Source organism: Comamonas sp. E6, assembly GCF_001010305.1.
Taxonomy (GTDB): Bacteria; Pseudomonadota; Gammaproteobacteria; order Burkholderiales; family Burkholderiaceae_C; genus Comamonas; species Comamonas thiooxydans.
In genome coordinates this window covers 95,208-119,471 of record NZ_BBXH01000020.1, presented here as the reverse complement: position 1 = coordinate 119,471, position 24,264 = coordinate 95,208, and the positions used below count along the sequence as shown (strand labels likewise).

Annotated in this window: 27 protein-coding genes and 2 pseudogenes; 24 read left to right on the top strand and 5 right to left on the bottom strand. The window is 60.5% G+C overall.

The features are described from left to right. Positions 1-108: 108 nt before the first annotated feature. A complete protein-coding gene (locus CSE6_RS26735; RefSeq protein ID WP_059441176.1) occupies positions 109-243 on the top strand; it encodes a hypothetical protein in 135 nt (44 codons plus the stop codon). Positions 244-627: 384 nt separating this feature from the next. On the opposite strand, the gene CSE6_RS18290 is transcribed toward CSE6_RS26735, so the two are convergent. After that, a complete protein-coding gene (locus tag CSE6_RS18290; RefSeq protein WP_080747015.1) occupies positions 628-1,338 on the bottom strand; it encodes a PepSY-associated TM helix domain-containing protein in 711 nt (236 codons plus the stop codon). 12 nt (positions 1,339-1,350) lie between these two features. Then, entirely contained in the window at positions 1,351-3,456 is a 2,106-nt protein-coding gene (locus CSE6_RS18285; RefSeq protein ID WP_034398759.1) for a TonB-dependent siderophore receptor, read from the bottom strand. 346 nt (positions 3,457-3,802) lie between these two features. Here CSE6_RS18285 and CSE6_RS26165 point away from each other — a divergent pair, with 346 nt between their 5' ends. From CSE6_RS26165 to CSE6_RS26515, 11 genes are all read left to right on the top strand, one after another. Continuing rightward, on the top strand, positions 3,803-4,156 hold the full coding sequence (locus CSE6_RS26165) for a hypothetical protein (RefSeq protein WP_165572072.1): 354 nt from the start codon (positions 3,803-3,805) through the stop codon (positions 4,154-4,156). Positions 4,157-4,268: 112 nt separating this feature from the next. Then, positions 4,269-4,655: a hypothetical protein gene (locus CSE6_RS18275; RefSeq protein WP_238585738.1), complete on the top strand. Its 387-nt coding sequence runs from the start codon at positions 4,269-4,271 to the stop codon at positions 4,653-4,655. Between the two features lie 134 nt (positions 4,656-4,789). Next, positions 4,790-5,752: a chromate resistance protein ChrB domain-containing protein gene (locus tag CSE6_RS18270; protein ID WP_034398785.1), complete on the top strand. Its 963-nt coding sequence runs from the start codon at positions 4,790-4,792 to the stop codon at positions 5,750-5,752. 39 nt (positions 5,753-5,791) lie between these two features. Continuing rightward, entirely contained in the window at positions 5,792-6,988 is a 1,197-nt protein-coding gene (locus tag CSE6_RS18265; RefSeq protein ID WP_034398761.1) for a chromate transporter, read from the top strand. A gap of 12 nt (positions 6,989-7,000) precedes the next feature. Further along, a complete protein-coding gene (locus tag CSE6_RS18260; RefSeq protein ID WP_034398787.1) occupies positions 7,001-7,570 on the top strand; it encodes a hypothetical protein in 570 nt (189 codons plus the stop codon). Positions 7,571-7,595: 25 nt separating this feature from the next. Beyond that, positions 7,596-8,504 carry a Fe-Mn family superoxide dismutase gene (locus CSE6_RS18255; RefSeq protein WP_034398763.1) on the top strand — a complete coding sequence of 303 codons (909 nt, stop codon included), beginning with the start codon at positions 7,596-7,598 and terminating at the stop codon, positions 8,502-8,504. Between the two features lie 4 nt (positions 8,505-8,508). Next, positions 8,509-8,967 carry a chromate resistance protein ChrB domain-containing protein gene (locus tag CSE6_RS18250; RefSeq protein ID WP_059441175.1) on the top strand — a complete coding sequence of 153 codons (459 nt, stop codon included), beginning with the start codon at positions 8,509-8,511 and terminating at the stop codon, positions 8,965-8,967. A gap of 24 nt (positions 8,968-8,991) precedes the next feature. Beyond that, a complete protein-coding gene (locus CSE6_RS18245; protein ID WP_034398769.1) occupies positions 8,992-9,408 on the top strand; it encodes a hypothetical protein in 417 nt (138 codons plus the stop codon). 336 nt (positions 9,409-9,744) lie between these two features. Continuing rightward, positions 9,745-10,116, top strand: a complete 372-nt coding sequence (gene merT / locus CSE6_RS18240; RefSeq protein ID WP_059441174.1) for a mercuric ion transporter MerT — start codon at positions 9,745-9,747, stop codon at positions 10,114-10,116. Positions 10,117-10,128: 12 nt separating this feature from the next. Beyond that, complete coding sequence (gene merP, locus CSE6_RS18235; RefSeq protein WP_083994763.1) at positions 10,129-10,449, top strand: mercury resistance system periplasmic binding protein MerP; 321 nt, start codon at positions 10,129-10,131, stop codon at positions 10,447-10,449. Further along, complete coding sequence (locus CSE6_RS26515) at positions 10,446-10,667, top strand: GDCCVxC domain-containing (seleno)protein (protein ID WP_083994762.1); 222 nt, start codon at positions 10,446-10,448, stop codon at positions 10,665-10,667. Before merP ends, CSE6_RS26515 begins: the two co-directional genes overlap by 4 nt. An 87-nt stretch (positions 10,668-10,754) precedes the next feature. Here the strand turns inward: CSE6_RS26515 and CSE6_RS18225 are convergent. Then, positions 10,755-10,937 (bottom strand): annotated as a pseudogene (locus tag CSE6_RS18225) (transposase); the annotation flags it as partial. Between the two features lie 17 nt (positions 10,938-10,954). Here CSE6_RS18225 and CSE6_RS18220 point away from each other — a divergent pair. The 9 genes and pseudogenes from CSE6_RS18220 to prfH form a co-directional block, all read left to right on the top strand. Further along, positions 10,955-11,097: pseudogene (locus CSE6_RS18220) on the top strand (integrase core domain-containing protein); the annotation flags it as partial. Between the two features lie 57 nt (positions 11,098-11,154). Continuing rightward, entirely contained in the window at positions 11,155-13,176 is a 2,022-nt protein-coding gene (locus tag CSE6_RS18215) for a hypothetical protein (protein WP_202967607.1), read from the top strand. Next, positions 13,148-13,630, top strand: a complete 483-nt coding sequence (locus CSE6_RS18210; protein ID WP_193751145.1) for a hypothetical protein — start codon at positions 13,148-13,150, stop codon at positions 13,628-13,630. Before CSE6_RS18215 ends, CSE6_RS18210 begins: the two co-directional genes overlap by 29 nt. A 100-nt stretch (positions 13,631-13,730) precedes the next feature. Beyond that, positions 13,731-14,108, top strand: coding sequence for a YbgC/FadM family acyl-CoA thioesterase (locus tag CSE6_RS18205; RefSeq protein WP_059441171.1), 378 nt, complete (start codon positions 13,731-13,733; stop codon positions 14,106-14,108). Further along, entirely contained in the window at positions 14,105-14,809 is a 705-nt protein-coding gene (tolQ, locus tag CSE6_RS18200) for a protein TolQ (RefSeq protein WP_003063920.1), read from the top strand. The genes CSE6_RS18205 and tolQ overlap by 4 nt, the downstream gene beginning before the upstream one ends. 144 nt (positions 14,810-14,953) lie before the next feature. After that, a complete protein-coding gene (locus CSE6_RS18195; protein ID WP_012839211.1) occupies positions 14,954-15,385 on the top strand; it encodes a biopolymer transporter ExbD in 432 nt (143 codons plus the stop codon). Between the two features lie 77 nt (positions 15,386-15,462). Next, positions 15,463-16,608, top strand: a complete 1,146-nt coding sequence (gene tolA, locus CSE6_RS18190; RefSeq protein WP_059441170.1) for a cell envelope integrity protein TolA — start codon at positions 15,463-15,465, stop codon at positions 16,606-16,608. Between the two features lie 389 nt (positions 16,609-16,997). After that, the gene (locus tag CSE6_RS18185; protein WP_059441169.1) at positions 16,998-18,152 is read left to right on the top strand and encodes an RNA ligase RtcB family protein; all 1,155 of its coding nucleotides are present in this window, start codon (positions 16,998-17,000) and stop codon (positions 18,150-18,152) included. Continuing rightward, positions 18,143-18,730 (top strand): peptide chain release factor H, encoded by a 588-nt coding sequence (gene prfH / locus CSE6_RS18180; protein WP_059441168.1) that lies wholly within the window; start codon positions 18,143-18,145, stop codon positions 18,728-18,730. Before CSE6_RS18185 ends, prfH begins: the two co-directional genes overlap by 10 nt. Positions 18,731-18,803: 73 nt before the next feature. On the opposite strand, the gene CSE6_RS18175 is transcribed toward prfH, so the two are convergent. Beyond that, positions 18,804-19,562 carry a sulfite exporter TauE/SafE family protein gene (locus CSE6_RS18175; protein WP_059441183.1) on the bottom strand — a complete coding sequence of 253 codons (759 nt, stop codon included), beginning with the start codon at positions 19,560-19,562 and terminating at the stop codon, positions 18,804-18,806. A 146-nt stretch (positions 19,563-19,708) separates the two neighbouring features. On the opposite strand from CSE6_RS18175, the gene CSE6_RS18170 reads away from it, so the two are divergent. The 3 genes from CSE6_RS18170 (at position 19,709) to CSE6_RS18160 (ending at position 23,046) form a co-directional block, all read left to right on the top strand. After that, positions 19,709-20,614, top strand: a complete 906-nt coding sequence (locus CSE6_RS18170) for a LysR substrate-binding domain-containing protein (RefSeq protein WP_059441167.1) — start codon at positions 19,709-19,711, stop codon at positions 20,612-20,614. 27 nt (positions 20,615-20,641) lie between these two features. After that, positions 20,642-22,030, top strand: coding sequence for a tRNA 5-hydroxyuridine modification protein YegQ (yegQ, locus tag CSE6_RS18165; protein WP_034407466.1), 1,389 nt, complete (start codon positions 20,642-20,644; stop codon positions 22,028-22,030). Between the two features lie 155 nt (positions 22,031-22,185). Then, positions 22,186-23,046: a plasmid replication/partition related protein gene (locus CSE6_RS18160; protein WP_034359442.1), complete on the top strand. Its 861-nt coding sequence runs from the start codon at positions 22,186-22,188 to the stop codon at positions 23,044-23,046. A gap of 200 nt (positions 23,047-23,246) precedes the next feature. On the opposite strand, the gene CSE6_RS18155 is transcribed toward CSE6_RS18160, so the two are convergent. After that, positions 23,247-24,242, bottom strand: coding sequence for a Bug family tripartite tricarboxylate transporter substrate binding protein (locus tag CSE6_RS18155; protein WP_034359444.1), 996 nt, complete (start codon positions 24,240-24,242; stop codon positions 23,247-23,249). Between the last annotated feature and the right edge of the window lie 22 nt (positions 24,243-24,264).

The window sequence follows — 24,264 nt, the reverse complement described above, 5'->3', positions numbered from 1 at the left end:
TGATGGCAGCGGCCAGGTGATTGAAGTGGCTCCGCTCGTTTGAACAACTCAACCCAGTGCCTAAGCGAGATCCTCGGGGCTATGCAGTTTGCATTTGTGTAAACGGCAATGCTGCAAAGTACCCTCATACGCCTGCTGGGCAAGAAAACCTTGGAGAACGAGATTCTCAAGGAAGCCGTGGAGATCGCCGCCGCAGAAAAGTGGATTGCGCGCTCGACCTTGTTGCCTGGGGACGGCCAATGAAGTCCGTCTGCCTGGTACTGTCCGTAGCGAGCTCGAATCTGCATGTCCGGCATGGCCGGCCGGTGATTGGCAAGATGACCGCAGCCACCGTACACCCGCTCACAATGCGGCTTTGGTGGCCGAAATCCGACGCCATATTGCTGAGCTGCTCACTTATGGCTATCGCAGAGCCTGTGCGCTGATCAACCGAGAGCGGCGCTCAGTTGGCCAAGAGGCGTGAACCACAAGCGCATCTACCGACTCATGGCGCAAGCATCAACTGCTGCTGCCCAAGACTCCCAGGCAACGTCATTCGAGCCGTGTTCACGACGGCCAAGTCAGCGTGCCGATGAGCAATATGCGCTGGTGCTCGGATGCCATCTTAATGGTGGATGAACAAGATAGTCAGGCTGTCAAGCCTAGGAACAGCAGCAGACTGAAGCAGGTGCCCGCTATGCCGGCGGCCCGCAGCCTGCTGCCATGCAGCTTGGTCCACAGCAGCACGCCCGTCAGCGACAGCGCGATCAAGGCGCCGGCCAGCGTGTCAGTCAGCAGAATCCAGGCCGCTGAAGCTCCCGTGGCCATGTGCAGCCGGTTCAGCCGTGCCAACAGATTAGGATCCATGCGCTTGACCGATACGGAGTTGTTGCCCACCCAGTATTCGGCATTGACCGTCGTCTTCGGTACGACAAAGGCAATTATCCAGCGCTCAGGCTGCATGGCCCCGGGCCAGGGCGTAGGTCCGGCTGGCTCGACTTTCTTCTGATGCGGAGGTTTGGAAATACCCAATTCCTGCTGCAGATGAACCGTCAGCTCATCGATGTTTGCGGGCTGCTGCGCGAGCTTGAGCTGCCATTGCATGTTGTCGTATCCCGGGCCGGGGATTTGCATGGTGGCACGGTGGTTGAGCAGCAGGCCGGTGGTGCCGAACAGCAAGCCCAGGACGGCTCCCCACATCCCCAGCCAGGCATGGGTGCGTCGCAGCCACTTGAGCACAGCAGGCCTGTGCCAACACGCCGGCACGAACAGATGACCTCCTCCGCCAGGCTTGGAAGTGGGTGGCCTGGCCGGAGCATCCAGGTCCTGGCGCCGCGCGATATGTGTAGCGTGTGGCACAGGGACTCTCTTTTAGAAGCGGTAACGAGCTACTACCTGGGCCGAGCGCGGAGCGCCAGGCAGGTTCAGGTAGGCTACGCTGCCGTGGCCGGAAACGATGTAGCGGCGGTCCAACAGGTTGTTGAGCTTGAGCTGTACATCCCAGGCGCCCATGCGGTAGTAGGCCATAGCATCCACCGTGGTGTAGCCGGGCAACGTGACAGTGTTCAAAGGATCAGCATATCGCGCGCCCACATAGTTCAGCCCGCCGCCCACGCCGAAGCCGTTGCCCAGTGCCTTGGTCACCCACAGATTGGCGCTATGGCGAGGAGTCAGCGTAGGACGCTTGCCTTGGAAGCCTGGGGTGGGCGAGGCTGTCATCTTGCCATCCAGATAGGCATATCCAGCCCAGACCTGCCAGCTAGGCGCCACCTCGCCAGCAAATGTCAGCTCCAAGCCGTTGGTACGCTGTACACCCAGAGGCACCAAGGTGTTGGTCACCGGGTCGGTGCTCTTGATGTTGGTGCGCTCCAGCTTGAACAGCGAAGTCGTAAACGAGGACTTACCGTCCGGCAGATCCCATTTGACGCCCACTTCCTGATTGCTGGTCTTCTCAGGTGCAATCTGCGCATTGTTGGCGGCCAGTGAGAAGGCCTCGCCAGACGGCTGGAAGGACTTGCTCCACGAAGCGTAATACGACCAGGTGGACGATGGCTGGTAGACCAGGCCGACGCGGGGGCTCCAGGTGGTGTCCGTGCGGCCCAGGCCCGACCGGCCGGGCATGCGGTCGTAGGTTTCCTGCTCGAAGCGGTCGTAGCGCAGGCCGGCCAGGGCCTTCCACTGCGGGCTCAGCTGGATCATGTCCTGGGTGTAGAACGCCAGGGTCTTGAAGGTACCGAGATTGTTCGCGCCAGGCGTGCGAGAGGTGCTCAGAGGCAGAGTAGGCAGCACGGGGTTGAACAGTGCGAAGTCGCGGATCTTGCCCTTGGCATCGGTCACCGGCGTCGAGAAATTCACCAGGTCCTTGTTCTGCTGCCCCACTTCCACGCCGTACAGCAACTGGTGCTTCATGCCGAGGAATTCCGTCTTCTGCGTCAGCTCAGTCTGATTGAACCATCCATGTTCCTCACGGTAGACGTTGCCGTGGTTGAGCGTGAACGTGCGGTTCTTCTCGTTGACACTGCGCGTCAGCGTGTTGTTGCGGTCCAGCGAATAAGTGTAGTAGCGCAAGGCGTTGCGCAGCGACAGGCTGTCGTTGAAGCGGTGGTTCAGCGTGAGGCCGACCGAGCTCACCTCGGACTGGGTGTAGTCCACGTCCCTGGCATTCGCTGCACCGTAGTAGGCGCTGGCCGGGACATTGAGCGGACGGCCGTTAAGCGCAGGAATGCCGAAGTCGGTCAGACGGCGATCCTTCAGATGATCCATCTGCAACAGAACATTGGTGTCGGCGCTGGCCTTGAACAGCAGCGAGGCGGCGAGCGCATCGCGATTGAGGAACTGCTGGTCACGATAGCTGTCGCCGCGCTCCAGCGCGCCGGTGATGCGGAAGGCAAAGCGGCTGTCCTCGGGTGCGCGTGCCAGGTCGAACTCGCCGCGGCGCTGATTCCAACTGCCCAGGGTCAGGCCCACTTCGCTGAGGTTGATGCCGGGCTTCTTGGTGATACGGTTGATCAAACCGCCCGAGGAACCGCGGCCATAGAGCACCGAGGCCGGGCCCTTGAGCACTTCGACCTGTTCGATGTTGGACAGGTCGCGGAAGTACAGCGCGTCGTCGCGCAGGCCGTCCACGAACTGGTCGGCAATGGCCGAGAAACCGCGGATGGTGACCTGGTCGCGCTGGCCGTCGCCGTGGGACATGCCCACGCCAGGCACGTTCTTGAGCACGTCCTGCATGGACTGCACCGCCTGGTCGCGCAGCAGGCTTTGCGGCACCACGTTCACGGTCTGGGGAATATCGCGCAGCGGCGCTTCGATCTTGGTCGCGCTGGTGGCCGTAGGCGGGTTGTAGCTGGGCTCCACCTCCCTGTCGCTGCGTACCTGAACTTCTTGCAGCATGGCTTCAGCCGCTTGCTGCGCCATAGTTGCGCTGGAAAACGCCAGCCCCAATGCCGCTGCCAGCGGCGAGTACCTCAATGCCATGAATGCCTCGTTATATGGAATTTTGACGGGGCTTGGCTGGGTCGGCTGTCTGGCCGCAAGTGGCTACTGCCCTAACTTGCTCTACAAGAGCATTCGGAATTATAAACGAGAATCAATCGCAATTTACTTGAAATTTACATTTCAGAATCATTGCTTTACACGCACGTGGGACATAAGATTTGCAGGTATGGAAGCAGCGACCACCCTTCCGAGCCGTAGATTCCTATGAAAGGCATTTACCGTTTACAGACTAACGTTGTCAATGTCGCTTCTAGAGACCATCAAAAAAATTGGACAGCGCCCCCAATGATCGCGAGGCAACTCTCCCTCATATAATTCCAGACATATGACCCGCCGTCTGGCTATGTTCTTCGTGATGCTGAGCATCTTCTGGCAAGCCCTTGCTGTGGCTGGTCAGATGCCTGTTTTCGCGTCTCATGAAGAACTTGAGCACGCAGCGATGCATCTTCAAGAGGAAGGTCACCACCACCATGATGATGGTGCAGTGGAGTTCGATGAGTCCTCCGATTCCAAATTGCACATGATGGCCGATGGAATGCCATCTGCAGCGCTCGAAGTGTTTTCCTTGAGCGTTCCTGCGCCTGACTGGGGAAGTTCTCCTCCCACTTCAACCCTCGATTCCGTACTCCCATACCCCATCCTGGAAGGTCTTCGACGGCCTCCCAGACACACAGCCTAGCTCGTTTTAGGTCGGCTTCATTCGCCTGAAGCCATCCCTTTGTTCGTGCGTGTAATTCTGTCGCAGTCCATAGCGACGGCATTTCATTGCACCCAGAGCATCTAGAGGCTTTGTGAACCCCAAATTCAGATGGTGGCTCTGCATTCTTGCAGGGCTGACGTTGGCGTGCACGACATATGCACAGCCAATGGAAGGCGTTGCTGCGCCCAATTTGAGCAGCAACATTCAAAAAACAACCCTGGCTTCTGCTGTTGAGGCAGCCTGGAGCCGTGCCGTAGCACCTGCTGAGGCGGCAGGCATTTCTCGGCAGGCCACCGCAGAAAAGAAAGCGTCAAGTGCTCTTTGGGCTGCACCTCCCTCAGTGGAGCTGAGCCACAGAAATGATCGCCTGCAAAGCAACAACGGTGCCCGTGAGACAGAAGTCGCGTTAGCGGTCCCTCTCTGGTTACCCATGATCACTTTCCAGATATTCATCACCAGCACAAACATTAATGTTTGATGCATTACGCGGAGTTAACCATTTACAGTCAAATTTTGCTTGTGCAACGGGTTCTGCGTTGGAGTTCAGAGTCTTAACTTTGTAGAGATCTCTACAGTGTTGCAGTAGTCATGACGGAATCCTATGCTTCCGCCATGACTCTTACTTTGGACTCCTGGCTGGCTCTGATCATCAGCCTTCCGGCCTCTAGCGCTACGCCGCGCATGCGGATCTGGCGTGCCGTGAAGGCGTTGGGCTGTGCAGCCCTGCGCGATGGCGCCTATCTGCTGCCCTCGAAGGCTGAGCAGGCCGAGCAACTGCAAACCTTGGCGGACGAAGCTTTGCAGGAAGGAGGTCAGGCCTGGCTGCTCCATGTACAAGCCCAGGACATGGCTGAGCAAGCTGTCTACCAGGCGCTGTTTGACCGCACCGAGGACTACACCCAATGGCTGCTGGACCTGGCCGAAGCGCGAAAGACGCTTCCTAGCCTCGGCTCGGCGGAGCTCAATCGTTTGCAGCGTCGACAAGCACGCGCCTATGACGCCATCCGCAGAGTTGATTTCTACCCAGGAGAGACCTCCATACGGGCCGAAGCCCAGTGGCGAGACTTCACCAATGCCATCGACGCCATGCAGTCACCTGGTGAGCCACAGGCCACTTCTGGACGTATAGCCAGCCGCGATCGCATGCAATATCAAGGACGTCTCTGGGCGACGCGCCGCAACCTCTGGGTAGATCGCGTGGCCAGCGCCTGGCTGATCCAGCGATTCATTGATCCCCACGCACGCTTCCAATGGCTGGACACCCCGGCTGATTGCCCACCTGATGCGCTGGGCTTCGACTTCGATGGCGCGACTTTTTCACATGTCGGTGACCGGGTGACCTTCGAGGTGCTGCTGACGAGTTTTGGCCTCGACAGTGATCGAGGACTTTCCCAACTGGGCGCCATGGTGCATGCACTCGATGTGGGAGGCACATCCACGGCTGAGGCTGCTGGCTTCGAGGCTGTGCTGGCAGGTGCCCGCAAACGTTGGTCCAACGACGACTCACTTCTTGCAGATATCGGTGGGGTGCTGGACTCGCTTCATGCGCATTTTTCCGGCAGCTGCAAAACGTGATGGCGCTTGCCCTGTTGATTGTTTGAAGAAAGAACCTGCATGAACGACATCGCTTCCGAGACCGCGCTCGACAATGCGGCTCCACGTCGCTATACGCTGTGGCAATTGGTCATTTACTTTCTGCGGCTCGGCGCGCTGGGTTTCGGAGGTCCCGTGGCCCTGGCTGGCTACATGGACCGCGACCTGGTGGAGCGACGCCAGTGGTTCACCGAGGCCGATTACAAGGAAGGACTGGCCTTGGCGCAGCTCGCCCCAGGGCCATTGGCTGCGCAGTTGGCCATCTACCTGGGCTTCGTCCACTACAGCTTTCTTGGTGCCACCTTGGTGGGTATTGCGTTCGTGTTGCCATCGTTCCTGATGGTGATCGGTCTGGGGTGGGCCTACACGCATTTCGGCGGCCTGGGCTGGATGCAAGCGGTGTTTTATGGCGTGAGTTCCGCCGTCATCGGGATCATTGTCGTCAGCACCTGGAAGCTCTCCACCAAGAACATCGGCAAAGACAAACTGCAATGGGGAGTCTTTGCAGTGGCAGCGGCCGTGACGATCGTCACCCAATCCGAAGAACTGTGGCTGTTCCTGGGCGCGGGCATTTTGGTATGGCTGCTGCGTACCCCCCCGAAGTTCATCAAGCGGTCCGGCACGCTGCACAGTAGCGCCATCCCCTTGCTGGCCCTGCTTGGCTTATCCAACGCCGATTGGGAAAAGATTTGGCAAATCACCAAATATTTCTTCTACGCAGGCAGCTTTGTCTTTGGCAGTGGTTTGGCCATCGTTCCATTCCTATACAGCGGCGTAGTCAAGGAGTACGGATGGCTCACCGATCACCAGTTCCTCGATGCGGTGGCGGTCGCCATGATCACCCCCGGACCGGTCGTCATCACCACGGGGTTCATCGGCTTTCTGGTGGCGGACTTCTGGGGCGCGGTCGCTGCGGCACTAGCGACCTTCCTGCCTTGCTACCTTTTCACAGTTCTGCCAGCCCCTTACTTCAAGAAATACGGGCAAAGACCGGGAATCATTTCCTTTGTTGATGGCGTGACAGCGGCTGCTATCGGATCGCTGGCTGGAGCCGTAGTGGTCATCGGTACGCGCTCCATTAAGGATGTCCCCACTGCGCTGCTGGCACTGGTGACCGCCGCCTTGCTCTGTAAATTCAAGAAATTGCCAGAGCCGATCGTTGTCACCGCGGCTGCCTTGATAGGCTTGGTCGTTTATCCGATCGTGTCCCACGGTTGATTGGAAAACATCATGAAACGAACCTTCATAGGACTCACTGTGGCCGCGCTGGCATCCATCGCCAGCGCACAAGGCGCCGGCTTTGACGACACAGCCCTCGGTGCGCCTCCTGTCCATTGGCATTGCGGCGTCACTGGCAGTGGCACGCCCCATTGGATCGTCACCACCGAGCGGGGCTCCACCAACACCGGCAAGGTGCTGCTGCAGGACGGGCGCGGAACTTATCCCTGGTGCGTGAAGGACGGAACCTTGATCACCGACGGGTTTGTCGAAACACGGTTCAAGCCCTTGGCTGGCCGGGAGGATCAGGCCGGCGGCATCGTCTGGCGCTGGAAAAACGCCAACAACTATTACATCGCCCGTGCCAACGCGCTGGAGAACAACCTCTCGCTGTACTACGTCGAGGGCGGCAGCCGCAAAACCATCAAGTACACCGACGCGCCGGTGGCCCCTGCCTCGTGGCACACCTTGCGTGTCGAATTCTCCGGAACCCATATCGCCGGCCCCGGCGCCGCCGGCGTCTGGACCAAGGCCGACAGCGTGACCGCCTTCAGCCGCTTTCACGCAGGCTCAAGCAACTAACGACATCCCCACGCAGGAGCATCTCATGGATCTGCAGCCACGTCCTCTTATCCTGAACCCGGCGACTCTCAACGGCCTGTCGGAGAAGCTGATCGTCCGCCACCACGCCAACAACTACACCGGCGCCGTCAAGCGCCTGGACGCCATCCGCCAGCAACTGGCGCAACTGGACTGGCCGAGCGCACCGGTGTTCACGATCAATGGCCTGAAACGCGAGGAGCTGATTGCCGCCAACTCGGCCTGGCTCCATGAACTGTATTTCGACGCGCTGGGCGGCGACGGCGTCTTGCCTGATTCCGGTTTGGCCTCGGCCCTGACGCGCGATTTTGGTAGCACCGACCGCTGGCGTTCGGAATTCTCTGCGCTGGCCAAGGCCATAGGTGGTGGCTCGGGATGGGCGCTGCTGTCCTGGTCAACCCGGGAATCGCGGCTGATCACCCATTGGGCGGCCGACCACACGCACCTGCTGGCCGGGGCCACGCCGATCCTGGCGCTGGATATGTACGAGCACGCCTACCACATGGATTTCGGCGCCAAGGCGGCCGCCTATGTGGATGCCTTCATGCAAAACATCCGCTGGCGTGCGGTGATGCAGCGCTACGCTGCCGCTGTCGAAGCGAATGCACAGCCTTGGTCGGTCGCGCCCCAGGAAATCAGCGGTGGCGCTCAGCTCATCGATGTGCGCCGCGCGGCTGACTATGCGAAAGCATCCGATCGCCTAGCTGGGGCGACCTGGCGCGACCCTGCCCAATTGGCAGAGTGGAGCGCCGGACTCGATGCATCCAAACCTGTCCTCTTCTACTGCGTGCACGGCCATGATGTCAGCCAATCCGTGACGCTCGCCCTGCGGGCACGTGGCTTCGATGCGCGCTATGTAACAGGAGGCATCGAGGCCAGTCGCGCCGCCGGTGTGGCGCTGGAAGCGAAGGAGTAAAACCATGCAATGGATCACCCGCGAACGCCCGAAGATCGACCGCATCGCGTGCCCCTGGCTGATCGCGCGTTTCATCGACAAGGAGCCCGAGTTCCTCTACGTGCCGGCCAGCGAGGTGCTGAGCACCGCCAAGGCCACTGGCGCCATCCCCTACGACATTCCGAATGTCGAGCTGAGCCATGTGGGCGAGTTGTGCAGCTTTGATGCCTTCCTAGCGAAGTACCACTTAGACGACCCCGCATTGCGCCAATTGGCCGAGATCGTGCGCGGAGCCGATACATCGCGGCTCGACCTAAAGCCGCAGTCGGCCGGTCTTTATGCGCTCTCGCTTGGGTTGTCGCACAACTTCAACGACGACCACGAGATGCTCAAGCATGGGCTCGTGATGTACGACGCACTGTATGCATGGTGCCGCTCCTGCCAGGCCGAGACACACAACTGGCCTCCCGCGATGACTGCCTGAACACCCAGATCGAGAACACACCAAATGCGTCCCTTTACCCCACAACCCCAGACCCGTAGTCGGGCCTGGGTCTCCCAGCTTGCGCTCACCGTATGCGTCCAGGCCATAGGCCTGACTGCCGCTTCAGCCGCAGTTGGGCATGGCGATCTCACCGGCTCGCAAATTCACGCTGCAATCGTCGGCAAGTATGTGACCGATGACCACCATTGGGGGCACAAGTATTTCCCCAATGGGCGCGTTGAGCGGCTGGAGAACGAGCGATTGAAATCAGCTCACTGGTCTATCAAGAATGACCGACTGTGCTTATTGCAACCAGAGATCAGCAAGGTCGAGCCGATCTGCTACCGGGTGGTGCGTGATGGGCAAGAGTTGCAATACTTGGATGACCGCAACTATGTAGTTTTCCGTGGTCTGGTGAGGTCCATGCCCAAGCGGCAGTAGAGGGAGCGGAGGGGCATACATGCGTTCGTTCCATGTCTTCCGTTTCCTGAACAATGCCTGCAAGCTTTAAGTCCCCTCCGAATCGCTACGAGGATCGCTTTCGACGTCTCTTTTATCTCCCCCCCAATTGGGGGCCACAGTAAGATTCAGTACTCGGATGCCTGCTATAGAGCTGTCGTCGAGGGAGTATCGCAGGCGGCAAAATCTAACCACCCGCGAGGGCTAACGTAGCGACTGGATTGTGTCCGGGACTACAGGGGCAAGATCAGTTAAGTTTTCAGAAGGAATGCCCATACTGGTTGATTCCGTACTTAAGTACGGAAGTAAGCTTACTCCATGAACACCATTCAGACGGAAAGCATCGGCGATAAAAATGGGCGCCGCAGTCTTGTTGCCGGAGCACTTGCGGCGTTCCTGGCCTCCACATGCTGCTTGGGACCACTGGTTTTGATTTCTCTGGGGTTCTCCGGCGCATGGATTGGCAATCTGACCGTGCTAGAGCCGTATCAACCTATTTTCATAGGCGCAGCGTTAATTGCCTTGTTCGTCGCAGGCAAGTGCATATGGCGGCCTGTGGCGCATTGCTCGCCTGGTGAATTCTGCGCATTACCCCGTGTGCGGCTTGGCTACCAAATTCTCTTTGTGGGGGTCTGCGCCCTACTGTTGGCGGTATTGCTGTTCCCCCTGATCGCTCCCAGATTTTACTGAAAAGACATTTCTATGAATACCTCTGTTGCGTCGCAATTCAAAAATCTGCTGATTTCTACCGGCGTATGCATCTCCTTGGCAGGCGTATCGCTTGCCGCCAACGCTGCGCCCAAGACGGTCACTTTGGCGATTCCGACTATGGACTATCCCGTATGCCCCATCACGGTAAAAAAGGCCTTGCTGCAGGTCCCAGGGGTCAGCCAGACTGAAGTGAACTTTAAGAAACGACAAGCAACCATTACTTATGACGATGCCAAAACCAATGTTGCAGCTTTGACGGAATCTACGAAGAACGCGGGATACCCGTCTACCTTGGTCGGAGTCGCAAATTGAAAAAGATCACGCTGGAGTCCACGCTGACTTGTCCTGCGTGTGGCTTTTCTAAGAGTGAGACGATGCCCACGGATGCCTGTCAATGGTTTTACGAATGCACGAACTGCCACACCGTGCTCAAGCCATTGCCAGGGGATTGCTGTGTGTATTGCTCCTACGGCACAAACCCTTGCCCTCCGATTCAAGAGACTGGAACGCAAAGTGGGTGCTGCGGTTAGTCGATTTGAAGCTTCCTCGCTTTCCTGTTCCACCTAAAAGTAGAGGTCAGGGAAATGTTGGACACAATACGCGACCGGTGGTATTCAACCCAGCGATTCGTGCGGACGATGGTGGTTATAGCGATGCAGCCAGTCCTCGGTCATCGAGCGGACTTCCTGCCGCGATTCAAAGACATAGCAGTCGAGCAGCTCCGTGCGATAGGTTCTGTTGAAGCGTTCGAGGTAAGCGTTATGCGTCGGTTTACCTAGCTGAATGTGACGCAGCTCTATGCCTTTGCTTTAAAGCCTGCCTGAACGAGCACTGGTTCACCAGCTTGCAGCATGCCAGAAACGTCAGAGAGACATGGCGACGGGAATACAACGAGGAAAGACCCAAGGGGCACTGGTTGGTTTGACGCCTGCAGCCTATGTGCGAACCTTAAAACAGAAAGCAGTTAAATTAACTCAGGACTCTAAACCCAGCACTACTGAAAACGGGGGACGTCGCATGAACCTTGACATACTCGGTCTACAAATCAACTCGCCCCTGGCTCATCCCGAGGCGAAGAATTTCAGGCCGCCAAGCTGGCCACCACCGTCCGATTGGGCCCCAATCGTAGACGCCCAGGGTATGGCCCAATGCGTCTACGCTGATTCCTGTTGGCCACTGGATGTATGGGCAGGCTCTCCTCTCAAAATCAATTTTGGGGATGGAAAAAAAAACAGGGGAGTGCACATCTCCCCCGCTAATGCCGATCTTTTACGCCAATGCGCGACGTGGTTCATGTGGGGCTCAAGAGGATGCCGCACTCCAACATCGTTTGCATTCAAAGTTACGACGCTCAAACCACTGTTTGCAGTCTGCACCCGAGAGGGTATCGTCGCTACTGACTTGATGCGCTTTGAATCAATAATTGACCAGATCGCAACATCGCTCGCACCGTCTCAGTTTGACAATGCGATCACCCTCTTGCATGAATTGTTCGATGCTAGAAAAGAGCTCGGTTTTTACTTGCTGAATCCGGATGGTTTGGCTCGACTGGCAAAGCTAGCACCACAGCATGAGGCCAAGCAAACGCCGTACATCCCACCAAGAATCTGGACTTACCAGCTCTCTCGTCTACGAGAGTGTCTGGAGGAGTATGTCAATCACGCTATCAGGATTGAGGAGTGCTTTGAGTTCTGTCTAGATGCCTATGCCCATAACTTTGGATCGCTCAAGCAGGCTATTAATACAAAACGTCAGCCCGGAACGTCTCCTTTTAATAGCAACAATCCATCGGGCGACTTAAAGTACCTCGGCTCCTTCAAGCTAACCACTGACCGTTTTGGAGTGACTGAACTATTTGAGAGATGGGTCGGACCATTAAAAGGTAAGAAGCAAATTACCAGGTTTTCGCAATATCTGGATCTTGTCTCCATGGCAGGCTTGGCTTATCTATTGAATTTTTCACTCATGAGAATTGAGGAGGGCTGGAATCTAAGATCAGATTGTCTGCAGGTCGAGAAGGATGAGAAATTCGGTGAAATCCACATATTATGCGGAGAGACCACCAAGACCGACCCAGATTCAGACGCACGATGGCCCGTAAGCAAAAGCGCTTCTCTCGCCATTGACGTTATGAAGCATATCGCTGCCCTACGCATGCGTTGCGCGAAAGAGCACGGCAACATTGGAGTGACACTCGGTGACGAAAACAACCCTTATTTAATTTCCTACCAGTATGAACCTTGGAGCAAAGGCAAGCACAGGTCTTACCGAACTCGTCCATCGCAGCGGCCTTATCAGCAATGTCTGAACGCCTACCCACAATTATTTGACCCAACCCAGATCACCATAAACGAAGAGGATTTTCGGATCGCTCGATTAATCACACCAAGCCTAGACACAGCAAAATTCAAAAGTGGACATCCTTGGCAATTTGCTTGGCACCAACTACGGCGCACTGGTGCCATCAACATGCTGTCCTCGGACATGGTAGATGAGTCGTCACTGCAGGTGCTCTTAAAGCATCTGTCTCGGGTGATGACTCTATATTATGGCCGCAACCACTCTCGCCTGGCCCTGAGCGAAGAAACCCGCATCCTGTTTCTCAAAACCATGTACCAAGAGATTGGACGGGATTTGCGCAAGCTGCCCTCTCCACAATTCACCAGCCTCTTGGGGCCACGCCGCAAAGAGGTCGTCATCGCCTTTATCACAGAAAACGATGCCATCTCGCTAGAGACAGCAGCCCGACAAGGAAAGGTTGGCGCTCGCCGTATTCGAGCGGGATTTTGCGTCAACCACCGCTCCTGCTCCTATGGGGGCATCGAAGCCATCGCCCATTGCCTTGGTGGCGATGATGACAAAGGCTGCCCCGACCTTTTGCTAGACATTGGCAAGGAAGCCGACATCCGGATCTATGAGAAGGTAGTTGACACACAATTAAAGATCGCTCACCCCAATTCGCCAAGACACCGAAGTCTACAGGCCGAGAAGCGAGCAATCGGAAAATTCTATGAAGTCGTTCAAGCCCAAAACCGCTGAAGTAAATTTTCGGGAGGCATTCGAGCGCCTTAAAGCAGGAGCGCCCAAGGTACTACCACCCGATGCACTTGTCAGTCAAAACAATGTTTCCAAGGAAGCAGGATGCGACCCGTCCGCTCTGCGTAAATCTCGCTTCCCCGGCCTAATAGCCGAGATCCAGAGCTACCTGATCAGCCACAACGACAAACGTGCGCCCTCTAAGCGACAGCAACTGTTCAAACAACGGCAACAGACCAGAAATGCTCGTGAAATCATCAATGATCTCCGCAGACAACGCGATGCTACGGCCTCCTTGCTGGTGGAGGCTAATGCGCAGGTTGGCATCCTCACCCGCAGAGTTCGGGACCTGGAAGCTCTCATTGAGGACCTACAATCCAAGGCTCGCATCTCACTTCTCCAGCCAGCCAAGGCCAGAGCCACTCCTAGAGCTATAGACATGCCTGACGGCAATTGAGTGAGTACCCGATCACACTATGGACATAAGTTCGAAAGAAGAATATTCATATATTTCAATACCTTAAGACTATGTCCATACCACATCAGCACGCCGTTCCCTGAATGCCGGCGGCGCCGTGTTCTATGCCAACTACCTCAAGTTCTTCGAGCGTGCCCGTACCGAGTGGTTGCGCTCGCTGGGCATCGCCCAGCAAAAGCTGCGGGAACAAACCGGCGGCATCTTTGTCGTAACGTCTGCGCAGCTTGAATATCTGCACCCGGCGCGACTCGATGACCAACTCTTTGTTACCGCTAGCTTGAAAAGTGCCGGCCGCGCTTCGCTCACAATCGAGCAGCAGGCGCTGCTGGTCCATTCCGACAGTCACGCCCAAGAGCCCACGCCGCTGTGCACGGGCTCCATCCGAATTGGGTGGGTGGATGGCAAGACCATGCGCCCCGCGAGAATTCCGAACCATATCCTGGAGCAACTTTCATGAACTCCCAAGACATGTCCATCCTCAGCCTCATCATGCAGGCCAGCTGGGTGGTACAACTGGTCATGCTGATCCTGGTGATCGCATCCATAGCGAGCTGGGCCACCATTTTTCGCAAGGCCCAGACCTTGAAGCGAGTGCGCTCGCTCAACGACAACTTCGAGCAGGACTTCTGGTCGGGCACCAGCCTCAACGACCTCTATGCCTCTGCCGCGCAGAACGCCAAGACCGGCGGCCCCATGGAGCGCATCTTTGCCAGCGGCATGCGTGAGTACCAGAAGCTGCGCGAGCGCCGCATCGGCGATGTCGCCACGCTGATGGACGGCACGCGCCGAGCCATGCGCGCAAGCTTTCAGCGCGAACTCGACGAGATCGAATCCGGCCTGTCCTTCCTGGGCACCGTGGCCTCGGTCTCGCCCTACGTCGGCCTGTTCGGCACCGTATGGGGCGTGATGCACGCCTTCACCGGCTTTGCCAACATGGAGCAGATCACTCTGGCCACCGTGGCCCCCGGCATTGCCGAGGCCCTGGTCGCCACCGCCATGGGCCTGTTTGCGGCCATCCCCGCCGTGACGGCCTATAACCGCTACGCCCACCACATCGACCGCATCGCCAGCCAGGAAGAAACCTTCATCGAAGAGTTCTCCAATATCCTGCAGCGCAATGTCGGTGCCACTGCCAGCGGCTCCGCCTCCGGCCATTGAGATGAAACTGTTTCCGAGTCGCTTCAGGCCTCTGGCCTTGACAGGACACAAGGCCCGCGGGCCTTTGCACTGCGCCTCTGGATTGAGCCTCGCGCAAGCAGGACGGCTGCGCGCCAAGCAGCCTATTTGTAAGGAGTGTGATCCATGCCAGCCATGAGTTCACGCGGTCGCAATCGCCGCACCGTCAACGAAATCAATATGGTGCCCTTCATCGACGTGATGCTGGTGCTGCTCATCATCTTCATGGTGACGGCGCCCATGCTCACGCCGGGCTCCATCAACGTACCCAGCGCGGGCAAGTCCTCGCGCCCGCCGACCAAGAACATTGCCTATGTGCTGCTCGACAAGGACGGCAGCATCCAGTTCAAGAACGGCAGCAACACCCAGACCATCAAGCTCGACGACCTCAAGGGTCTGGCCCAGTCCTGGCAGCAAGGCCAGGGCGAGGACAGCGCCATCCAGATCATCGCCGACAAGGGTCTGCCTTTTGACGACGTCATGAAGGCGCACACCACGCTGTCCAAGGCCGGCGTCAAGCGCATTGCCTTCGGCGTCGTTTCCTCTTCCAGCAATTGATCCCCTACAGGAAGCTCTGCCGCCGGCCGCGACTTTGATGCCTTGAAGCCGCAGCCCGCGCAGACCACCAATTCACCATGCCTAACCAGCAAGATCGCGATCAGTTTGCCCCGCCCCGCCCCAAAGGCCGGGCGCGCTCATGGTCGCTCGCCCTGGCCACGCACGGGTTGCTGATCGCGGCCCTGCTGTGGACGGTGCGCCCCCCCAAAGAAGCCGACGAGGCCATGGTCGAAGCCGAGGTCTGGAGCAGTTCCGCCCCGGCTTCCGCAGCCGCCGTGACACCGCCGCCTCCCGCTCCGGAGCCCACGCCGGAGCCGGCTCCGGCTCCCGAGCCGCCACCACCTCCGCCGGAGCCCGTGGTGGCACCGCTGCCTCCTCCTGCGCCTGCCCCCAAGGCTCAGGCCCATGACGACGATCATGAGGCCGAGATTGCCCTGGCCAAGAAGAAAAAGCAGGAGCAGCTGAAGAAGGAAAAGGCCGAGCAGGAAGCCCGCGAACAGCGGGAAAAAGAGCGCAAGGAAAAGGCCGAAAAGGACAAGGCCGAAAAGGAAAAGGCCGAAAAGGCTCAGCTGGAAAAACAGAAGGCTGAAAAGGCGGAGAAGGAACGCAAGGAAAAGCTCGAGCACGAGAAAAAGGAAAAGGCCGACAAGGCTGCCAAGGACAAGGCCGAGAAGGAGAAAGCGGAAAAGGCTGAAAAAGAGAAAGCCGACAAAGCCGCCAAGGACAAGGCTGCCAGGGAAAAAGCCGAGAAGGACAAGGCAGAGAAGGAAAAAGCAGCCAAGGAAGCCAAGGAGAAGGCGGCCAGGGACGCCAAGGATGCCAAGGCAGCCGATGACCGTCGCAAGGCCGAGCTGGCACGCCTGCAAGGGCTGGCTGGCGGCTCCGGCGGCAGCGATCAGGCCGGCAGCGGCGGCAGCCGCACGGGCGGCTCGGGCAGCAGTGCCAGCGGCGGTCCCTCGGCGGGTTATGCGGCCAAGGTGGCAGCGCGCGTCAAGCCCAACATCGTCTACCCCGATGCGGTCAGCGGCAATCCGCGTGCCGAGGTCCGCGTGCGCACGGCGCCGGACGGCACCATCACCAGTGCCACGATCTCCAAGTCCAGCGGCAACGCGGCCTGGGATGAGGCCGTGGTGCGCGCCCTGCACAAGACCGACAAGCTGCCGCGCGATATCGACGGCAAGGTGCCCTCGGATCTGGTCATAGGCTTCAGACCCCAGGACTGACGCGGGACTGCTCCCCGCGCTTTCCCCCAAGCCCCGCTGGCATGGCCCGCGGGGCTTTTTTATCTGTGGCCATTCCACAACGCACCGAGCTGCATGGCTTGCGCCGCCGCCCGCCAGTCCATAGCATGTCTTTCTTTGCCGCAATCCACGACGGATTGCGCGCTTTTCCACTCACGCAAAGGAGAGAGCCATGTCCCAGACGACAAATCCCTTTGCAGTCGTGCCCGCCTAAAGCCCTCTAGCGCTTCCCGCCACGCTGCAGACCTCGCCCGGCCCATCGACGCCATGGAGCCAGGCCTTGTGCTGCGCGTGAATTCCCGGATGCCTGCCGGCCGAGCATGTCGCGACTGCCCCATCGCTGATTTCATGCATTCGACCAAGGGCCATTCATGGGCAATTCTTTTTCGGACACCTACGTCAAGGTGTTCGCCAACAGCAGCGTCTGGATCGAGGACACTGCCATCCAGCAACTTCACACCACCGCCGCCAATCTGGACGGCATCCGCGCCGCCGTCGGCCTGCCCGACCTGCATCCGGGCCGGGGCTATCCCGTGGGCGCGGCATTCTTCTCGATAGGACGCTTCTACCCGGCCCTGGTCGGCGGCGACATAGGCTGCGGCATGTCCCTGTACGCGACCGACCTGGCCGTGCACAGGACTTCAGGCGCCAGGCTCGAAAAAGCCGTGGGAAATATCGACGGCCCTCTGCCTCAGGAGCTGCTGGAGACCGTGGACATGGAGCAGCTGCAGCAGATCGCGCAGACCAGCGGTGTCGCCGATCCGGCCTATCTGCTGCAGAGTCTGGGTACCATCGGCGGCGGCAACCACTTTGCCGAACTGCAGCAGGTCGAGACCCTCTACGAGGAAGGCGCGCTCGACAAAAATCGCGTGCACCTCATGGTACACAGCGGCTCGCGGGGCCTGGGCGGAGCCATACTGCGCGAGCATGTGCAGCGCTTCAGCCACGACGGCCTAGCCACCGGCACCGACGCCGCAAGGCAATACCTGCTGCAGCACGATGCCGCAATCGACTATGCGCGGCTCAACCGCCGCAGCATCGCACAGCGCCTGCTGCGCGCGATCCGCAGCCAGGGCGAGGCAGTGCTCGACATCACGCACAACCATGTGCTTGCCCACCACTGGCAGGGCCAGGACGGCTTTCTGCATCGCAAGGGCGCCACACCGGCAGACCGGGGGCTGGTCGTCATTCCAGGCTCGCGCGGCGACTACAGCTATCTGGTGCGGCCCGTCGCCGGCCGGCACGAGGCCCTGGATTCGCTGGCCCACGGCGCCGGCCGCAAATGGGCTCGCACGGACTGCATGGGCCGGCTGCGGCCCCGCTTCACGCTGGACGAGCTGCTGCGCACGCGCTTCGGCAGCGCCGTGGTCTGCGCCGACCGCGAGCTGGTCTACGAGGAGGCCCCCCAGGCCTACAAGGATGTGGACTCCGTGGTCGCCAGCCTGCAGCAAGCCGGCCTGGTGGAGCTGGTCGCACGCCTCAAGCCCTTGCTGACCTACAAGAAGGGAGCCCTGCAATGCTGCTGATGCAACTGAGCTCCGCCCATGGCCCCGCCGAGTGCGAATACGCGCTGCAGCTGACCCTGCGCAAACTGCTGCAGGCCTGCGCCGCCGAGGACCTGGCTGCAGAGGTGCTGGAGGAATTCCGCACCCCGGCCGGCTACCGGTCGGTGCTGCTGCGCTGTGAGCGCGAGACGCCCGCCCTGCGCGAATGGCTGGGCACCATCCAGTGGATCTTCGCCAGCCCCTTCCGGCCCCGGCATCCGCGCAAGAACTGGTTCGTCGCCGTACAGCGCTGCGAGCCCCCGCGCCAGCTGGCCATGGACGGCGAGATCCAGTTCCAGTCCTGCAAGGCTTCGGGCAAGGGCGGCCAGCATGTCAACACCACGGACTCGGCCGTCCATGCCCTGCATGTGCCCAGCGGGATGGCCGTCAAGGTCATGAGCGAACGCAGCCAGCATGCCAACAAGCGGCTGGCGCGCGAGCTGCTGGCCATCAAGCTGGCGCAGCACAATGCGCGCAGCGAGGGGCAGGCGCAGCGCCTGCGCAGCCAGCAGCACTGGGAAGTGGAGCGCGGCCAGGCCGTCAAGGTCTTCCGCCTTTAACCGCCCCGAGACGACATTGCCGCCCTCCTCCCGAACGCAGGGGCGGCGGCAATGTCGCCGCAGCCCCGGCCACTTAGAAGCATAGGTAGACACCCAGGGTCAGCAGACTGAGCATCAGCAGCTTCCGGAAAAGCTCGGGCGAGAGTTTCTCGCGTAGCAACTCGCCCCAGTGCATGCCGGCCAGTGCTGGAATCAGCATCAGGGCCGAAGCCAGCAGTCCCAGTCCCATCTCCTGCGCCTGAGCACCCAGGCCTTGCCCCTTCCAGAACAAACCGGCCCCCAGGGCCAGCGTGGAAGTGGTAAAGCACAGGCCCATGGCCTGCATCAGCGCGGGACGGGCCAGGCCCAGCGACTGCAAAAAGGCCACGGCGGGCACGACAAAGACCCCTGTCACCGCCGTGATGGCGCCCGTCAACAGGCCACATGCCGCGCCCAGCCAGGCCTGGTGCGGCGCCGGCGTCTGCCAGCGCAAGCCCGACAGCCCCCACAGGGCGTACATCACCAGCGCCAGGCCCAGAGCCGGCCTGGCTGCTGACAGGCTGCCGACTCCGCCCCAGAGGGCCACACCTCCCAGCGTGCCCAGCACGATGCCCAGTTGCATCCAGCCCAGACGCTGCAACAAGGGCCACAAACCCGCCACGGGCCGCATCTGCACCAGATTCGTCACCAGCGAAGGCAAAAGCAGCAAGGCCGCCGCCTGCGCGGGCGGCATGAACACCGCCAGCAAGGCCATGGAAACCGTGGGCAGGCCCAGACCCACCACGCCTTTGACACAACCCGCCAGTCCAAACACGGCAATGGCTGCCGCAGCCATCCAGCCTTCATTCCACATCATCAATCCTTCGTATCATCCGAACCATAAAAACCAAGCAGGAATCATCAATACCTTGCATAACGCAGATAATCCGGCTGCAAGACGCGCCTGACCAGCGGGATTTGCCAAAACCAGACTTCGTATAAACCTTAGGCTTGAATCAAATGCGCTTTGACCTGACCGACCTCCAGCTGTTTGTGCACATCCTCGACAGCGGCACGCTGACGACGGCGGCACAGCGCAGCCATCTCACGCTGGCCTCGGCCAGCGAGCGCGTGCGCGGCATGGAACAGCTTTTGGGCACGGCGCTGCTCATTCGCAAGGCACGCGGCGTGCAGCCCACGGCTGCAGGCCACACCCTGGGCCAGCATGCGCGTCAGGTGCTCAGCCAGATGCAGCTCCTGCGTGGGGCCATGGGCGAATTCGGCGCCGGCCTGGCCGGCCAGATCCGGCTGCGCGGCAATACCTCGGCCGTGCGCGAGCATCTGCCGCTGGCCGTCAGCGGCTTTCTGCGCCAGCACCCGCAGATTGCGCTGGAGCTGCAGGAATGCCCGAGCAGTGAAGTGCTGGCCGGACTGCGCCAGGGCTTGTGCGATATCGGCGTGGCCGCTTGGGATGTCGAAGACGCGGCGGCGCTGGCAGGACTGCACTGCCAGCCCTGGAGGCCGGACCCGCTGGCCGCCGCCTTGCCGCTGGGCCATGCGCTGGCCGGGCGCGCGCACCTTCCGCTGGCCGAGCTGCTGAACGAGAACTGGGTCGGCCTGCCACGCGACTCCGCCCTGCAGCAGTTGCTGCAGAAACAGGCCTTGCGGATCAACGACAGGCTGCTGCGCATTCAGGTCCAGCTGCAGCATTTCGAGGGACTGTGCCAGCTCGTGGGCCAGGGCGTGGGCATTGCCGTGCTGCCGCTGGCCGCCGTGCAGCGCCACGCCGCCGCCACCGGCGTGGTGGCCGTGCCGCTGTCCGACACCTGGGCGCAGCGCCAGCTGCTGCTGTGCACGCCCGCCGCGACGGCCTCCCTGTCATTGCCTGCGCGGCAGTTGCACGCGCAGCTGCTACAGACCGCGTAGCCTTAGCAAGCCACGGTGAAAAGCGCTATGCGGGACAATAGCGCCATCATGACCCTCAAAGCCCCCGAACTGCTGCTGCCTGCCGGCTCGCTCGACAAGATGCGCGCCGCCTACGACTTTGGTGCCGACGCCGTCTACGCCGGCCAGCCGCGCTACAGCTTGCGCGCGCGCAACAACGAATTCCGCCTGGAGCAGATCGGCCAGGGCATTGCCGAGGCGCATGCACGCGGCAAGAAGTTCTTCCTGACCAGCAATCTGATTGCACACAACGACAAGGTCCGCACCTATCTGCGCGACATCGAACCCATCATCGCCATGAAGCCCGACGCCATGATCATGGCCGACCCCGGGCTCATCATGATGGTCAAGGAAAAGTGGCCCGAGCAGGAAATTCATCTGTCCGTGCAGGCCAACACCACCAACCACGCCACCGTGAAGTTCTGGCAGAAGATGGGCGTCTCGCGCATCATCCTGTCGCGCGAGCTGAGCCTGGACGAGATCGAGAAGATCCGCCAGGAATGCCCCGACATGGAGCTGGAAGTGTTTGTGCACGGCGCGCTGTGCATTGCCTACTCGGGCCGCTGCCTGCTGTCGGGCTACTTCAACCGCCGCGACCCCAACCAGGGCACCTGCACCAACGCCTGCCGCTGGGACTACAAGACGCATGACGCGGCCGTGGACCCCAACACCGGCGAGGCGCTGGGCCAGACCATGGAAAACGGCTTCAACTTCGAAGAAGCCAAGAACGATCTGGACAACCAGTTCACCAGCACCTGCGGCGACCAGCAGCGCCACCCCAAGGCCGATGCCATCTATCTGCTCGAGGAAAAAGGCCGCCCAGGCGAGATGATGCCCATCATGGAAGATGAGCATGGCACCTACATCATGAACTCCAAGGACCTGCGCGCCGTGGAGCATGTGGAGCGCCTGACCAAGATCGGCGTGGACTCGCTCAAGATCGAAGGCCGCACCAAGAGCCTGTACTACGTGGCCCGCACAGCCCAGACCTACCGCCGCGCCATCGATGACGCCGTGGCCGGCCGTCCGTTCAACCCGCATCTGATCACCGAACTCGAAGGCCTGGCCAACCGCGGCTATACCGGCGGCCTGCTGGAGCGCCGCCCTGCCAACGACTACCAGAACTACGAAACCGGCCACAGCGTGCTGCAGCGCAGCCACTTCGTGGGCGCGGTGCGCGGCTATGCCGACGGCATGGCAGAGATTGAAACCATGAACCGTTTCGCCGTGGGCGACACCATCGAAGTGATTCATCCCCAGGGCAACCGCCAAGTCAAGCTGGAGAAGATGTTCAACCTCGAAGGCCAGCCCGTGGAAGTCGCACAAGGCAACCCCGTGCGCGTGCGCATTCCGCTGGAAGGCCCTGTGGAAGGTGCGCTGATTTCGCGTCTGCTGTAAGCTCGACCGGCTTTGCTTTTCCAACGCCCCATACGCTGGGGCGTTGCTCTTTTCTCTATAGCTGCTTTCGCTCGTCTGTTCTTGAATTCAAATTGAATTCATGTTGAAAACTAACGACAACAAGCGCAGGCAGCTCCTCAATTTAAAGAACACACATGGAACTGAAGATTGACGAAGGCCTGAAGGCCTATATCGACCCTCTGACCCCGGACGAGCACGAATCGCTGGAGCGCAGCATCCTTTCCGAAGGCTGCCGCGACTCCCTGGTGGTCTGGGGCGATCTGCTCATCGACGGCCACAACCGCTACGGCATCTGCCAGAAACACGGCCTGCCCTTCAACACCGTGCAGGCCACGCAGTTCAAGAACATGGACGACGTGCATCTGTGGATGATCGACCAGCATCTGGGCCGCCGCTCAGTCTCGGACTTCCAGCGCGGCGTGCTGGCGCTGCGCAAGCGCGAGATCATTGCCGAGCGACGCGCTGCAGCAGCCGCTGCCGTGAACGCCGCCAAGGCCGCCCAGCCGGCCAGCGAGGAAGCCCCATGGGAAGGCGAGACCGACCCCGTGGTGGCCCAGGCTCTGGCCAGCGTGGCCAAGGTGCCCGACGAAGCGCTGGACACACGTGAAGCCCTGGCACGCGCCGCCCGCCTGTCGGCCGGTCAGGTCAAGATGATCGAGACCATCCAGGAAAAGGCCGCGCCCGAAGTCGTGGCCGCGGTCAAGGCCGGCGAACTCTCGCTCAATGCCGCAGCCGTGGTCGCCACCCTGCCCGAGGAAGAGCAGCAAGCCGTGGCCGCCGAAGGCGCCGATGCCCTCAAGCAGGCAGCCAAGCGCGTGCGCGATGCCAAGAAAAAGCCCAAGGCCGCCAAGCCCGAAGCCGAAGAATCGGCAGAAGCCGCGCCAGCCGCCAGCCCCGAAGAGCTGCAGGCCCGCGTTACCGAGCTGGAAGCCGAGAACGAGCGCCTGCGCCTGCAGGTCAAGACCTTGCAGGACCTGCTGGCCGAACAGGGTTAAGCCGCAGCAGCTGCGATGGCCCCTGCCTGCCGCTCAGAACGCGTCGAAACCATGGGCGCGCAGGCTTTTGCGCATGAGCTGCACGATCCGGCGCTGGCGGCCTGACCGAAAGCATGTCTTAGCTCCGACCAGGCGGTGCGACGGGGCCGAACCGCCCGTCAAGTCGGCGGCACGGCCCCGAGACCACCGGACACGGTTGATCAGGCCTCGGCCGTGAAGCCCACCTGCTTGACGATGGGCGCCCACTTGGCCAGGTCTTCCTTGATCAGCGCCGCCAGCTCGGCGGAAGAGGACGACATGGCCTCCAGGCCGAACACGGCCAGGCTGTCGACCACATCGGGACTGGCCAGGGCCTGACGCATCTGAGCGTTGAGCCGCTCCACCTGATCGGGCTTGGCCTTGGCCGGCAGGAAGAAGCCGAACCACTCGCTGTGGGCCATGTTCTTGTAGCCCTGCTCGGTATAGGTGGGCACCTTGGGCATGAAGCGGTTGCGCTTGGCGCCGCTCACGCCCAGCAGGCGCATCTTGCCGCTGGCCGCGTGCTGCATGGCATCGCCCACGGGGCAGCTCACCGCGGCGATGTTGCCGCCCATCATGTCCATGAGCGCGGGCTGCGAGCCGCGGTAGCCCACGTGCTTGAAGTCCACGCCCGCCTGCTGGCCCAGCAAGGCGCCGACGAAGTGCGGCGTGGAGCCCGCGGCGGGCGAACCGAAGCTGGCACCGTCGGGATGGGTCTTGACCCAGGCAAAGAACTCGGGCACGGTGGTCACGCTGGCCGGCACCATGGGGCCGACGGCAAAGCCGAAGTCGAAGATGCAGCCCACGGTCACAGGCGTGAGATCGGCCACGGGGTCGTAGCCCAGCTTCTTGTAGATGTGCGGGTAGATGGTGAGCATGGAGGTGGGCGTCTGCAGCATCACCGAGCCATCGGCCGGGCGACCCTTGACGTAGTTGATGGCGATCTGCCCGCCCGCGCCCGTGCGGTTCTCCACCACCACGGCCTTGGCATAGGCGGCGAGCTTGGTGCCCACGCGGCGGCAGATGGCGTCCGAGGTGCCACCGGCCGCGAAGCCGGTGATGATGTTCAGATTCTCTAGCGGCGCCTGGGCCAGTGCCGGCAGGCCAAGGCCCGAAAGCAGCGCTCCCGCGCTGCCCGCACCTGCGGCCTGCAGCCACTCACGGCGGTTGAAGTTCATATTGGTCTCCTTGGTGTTTTGA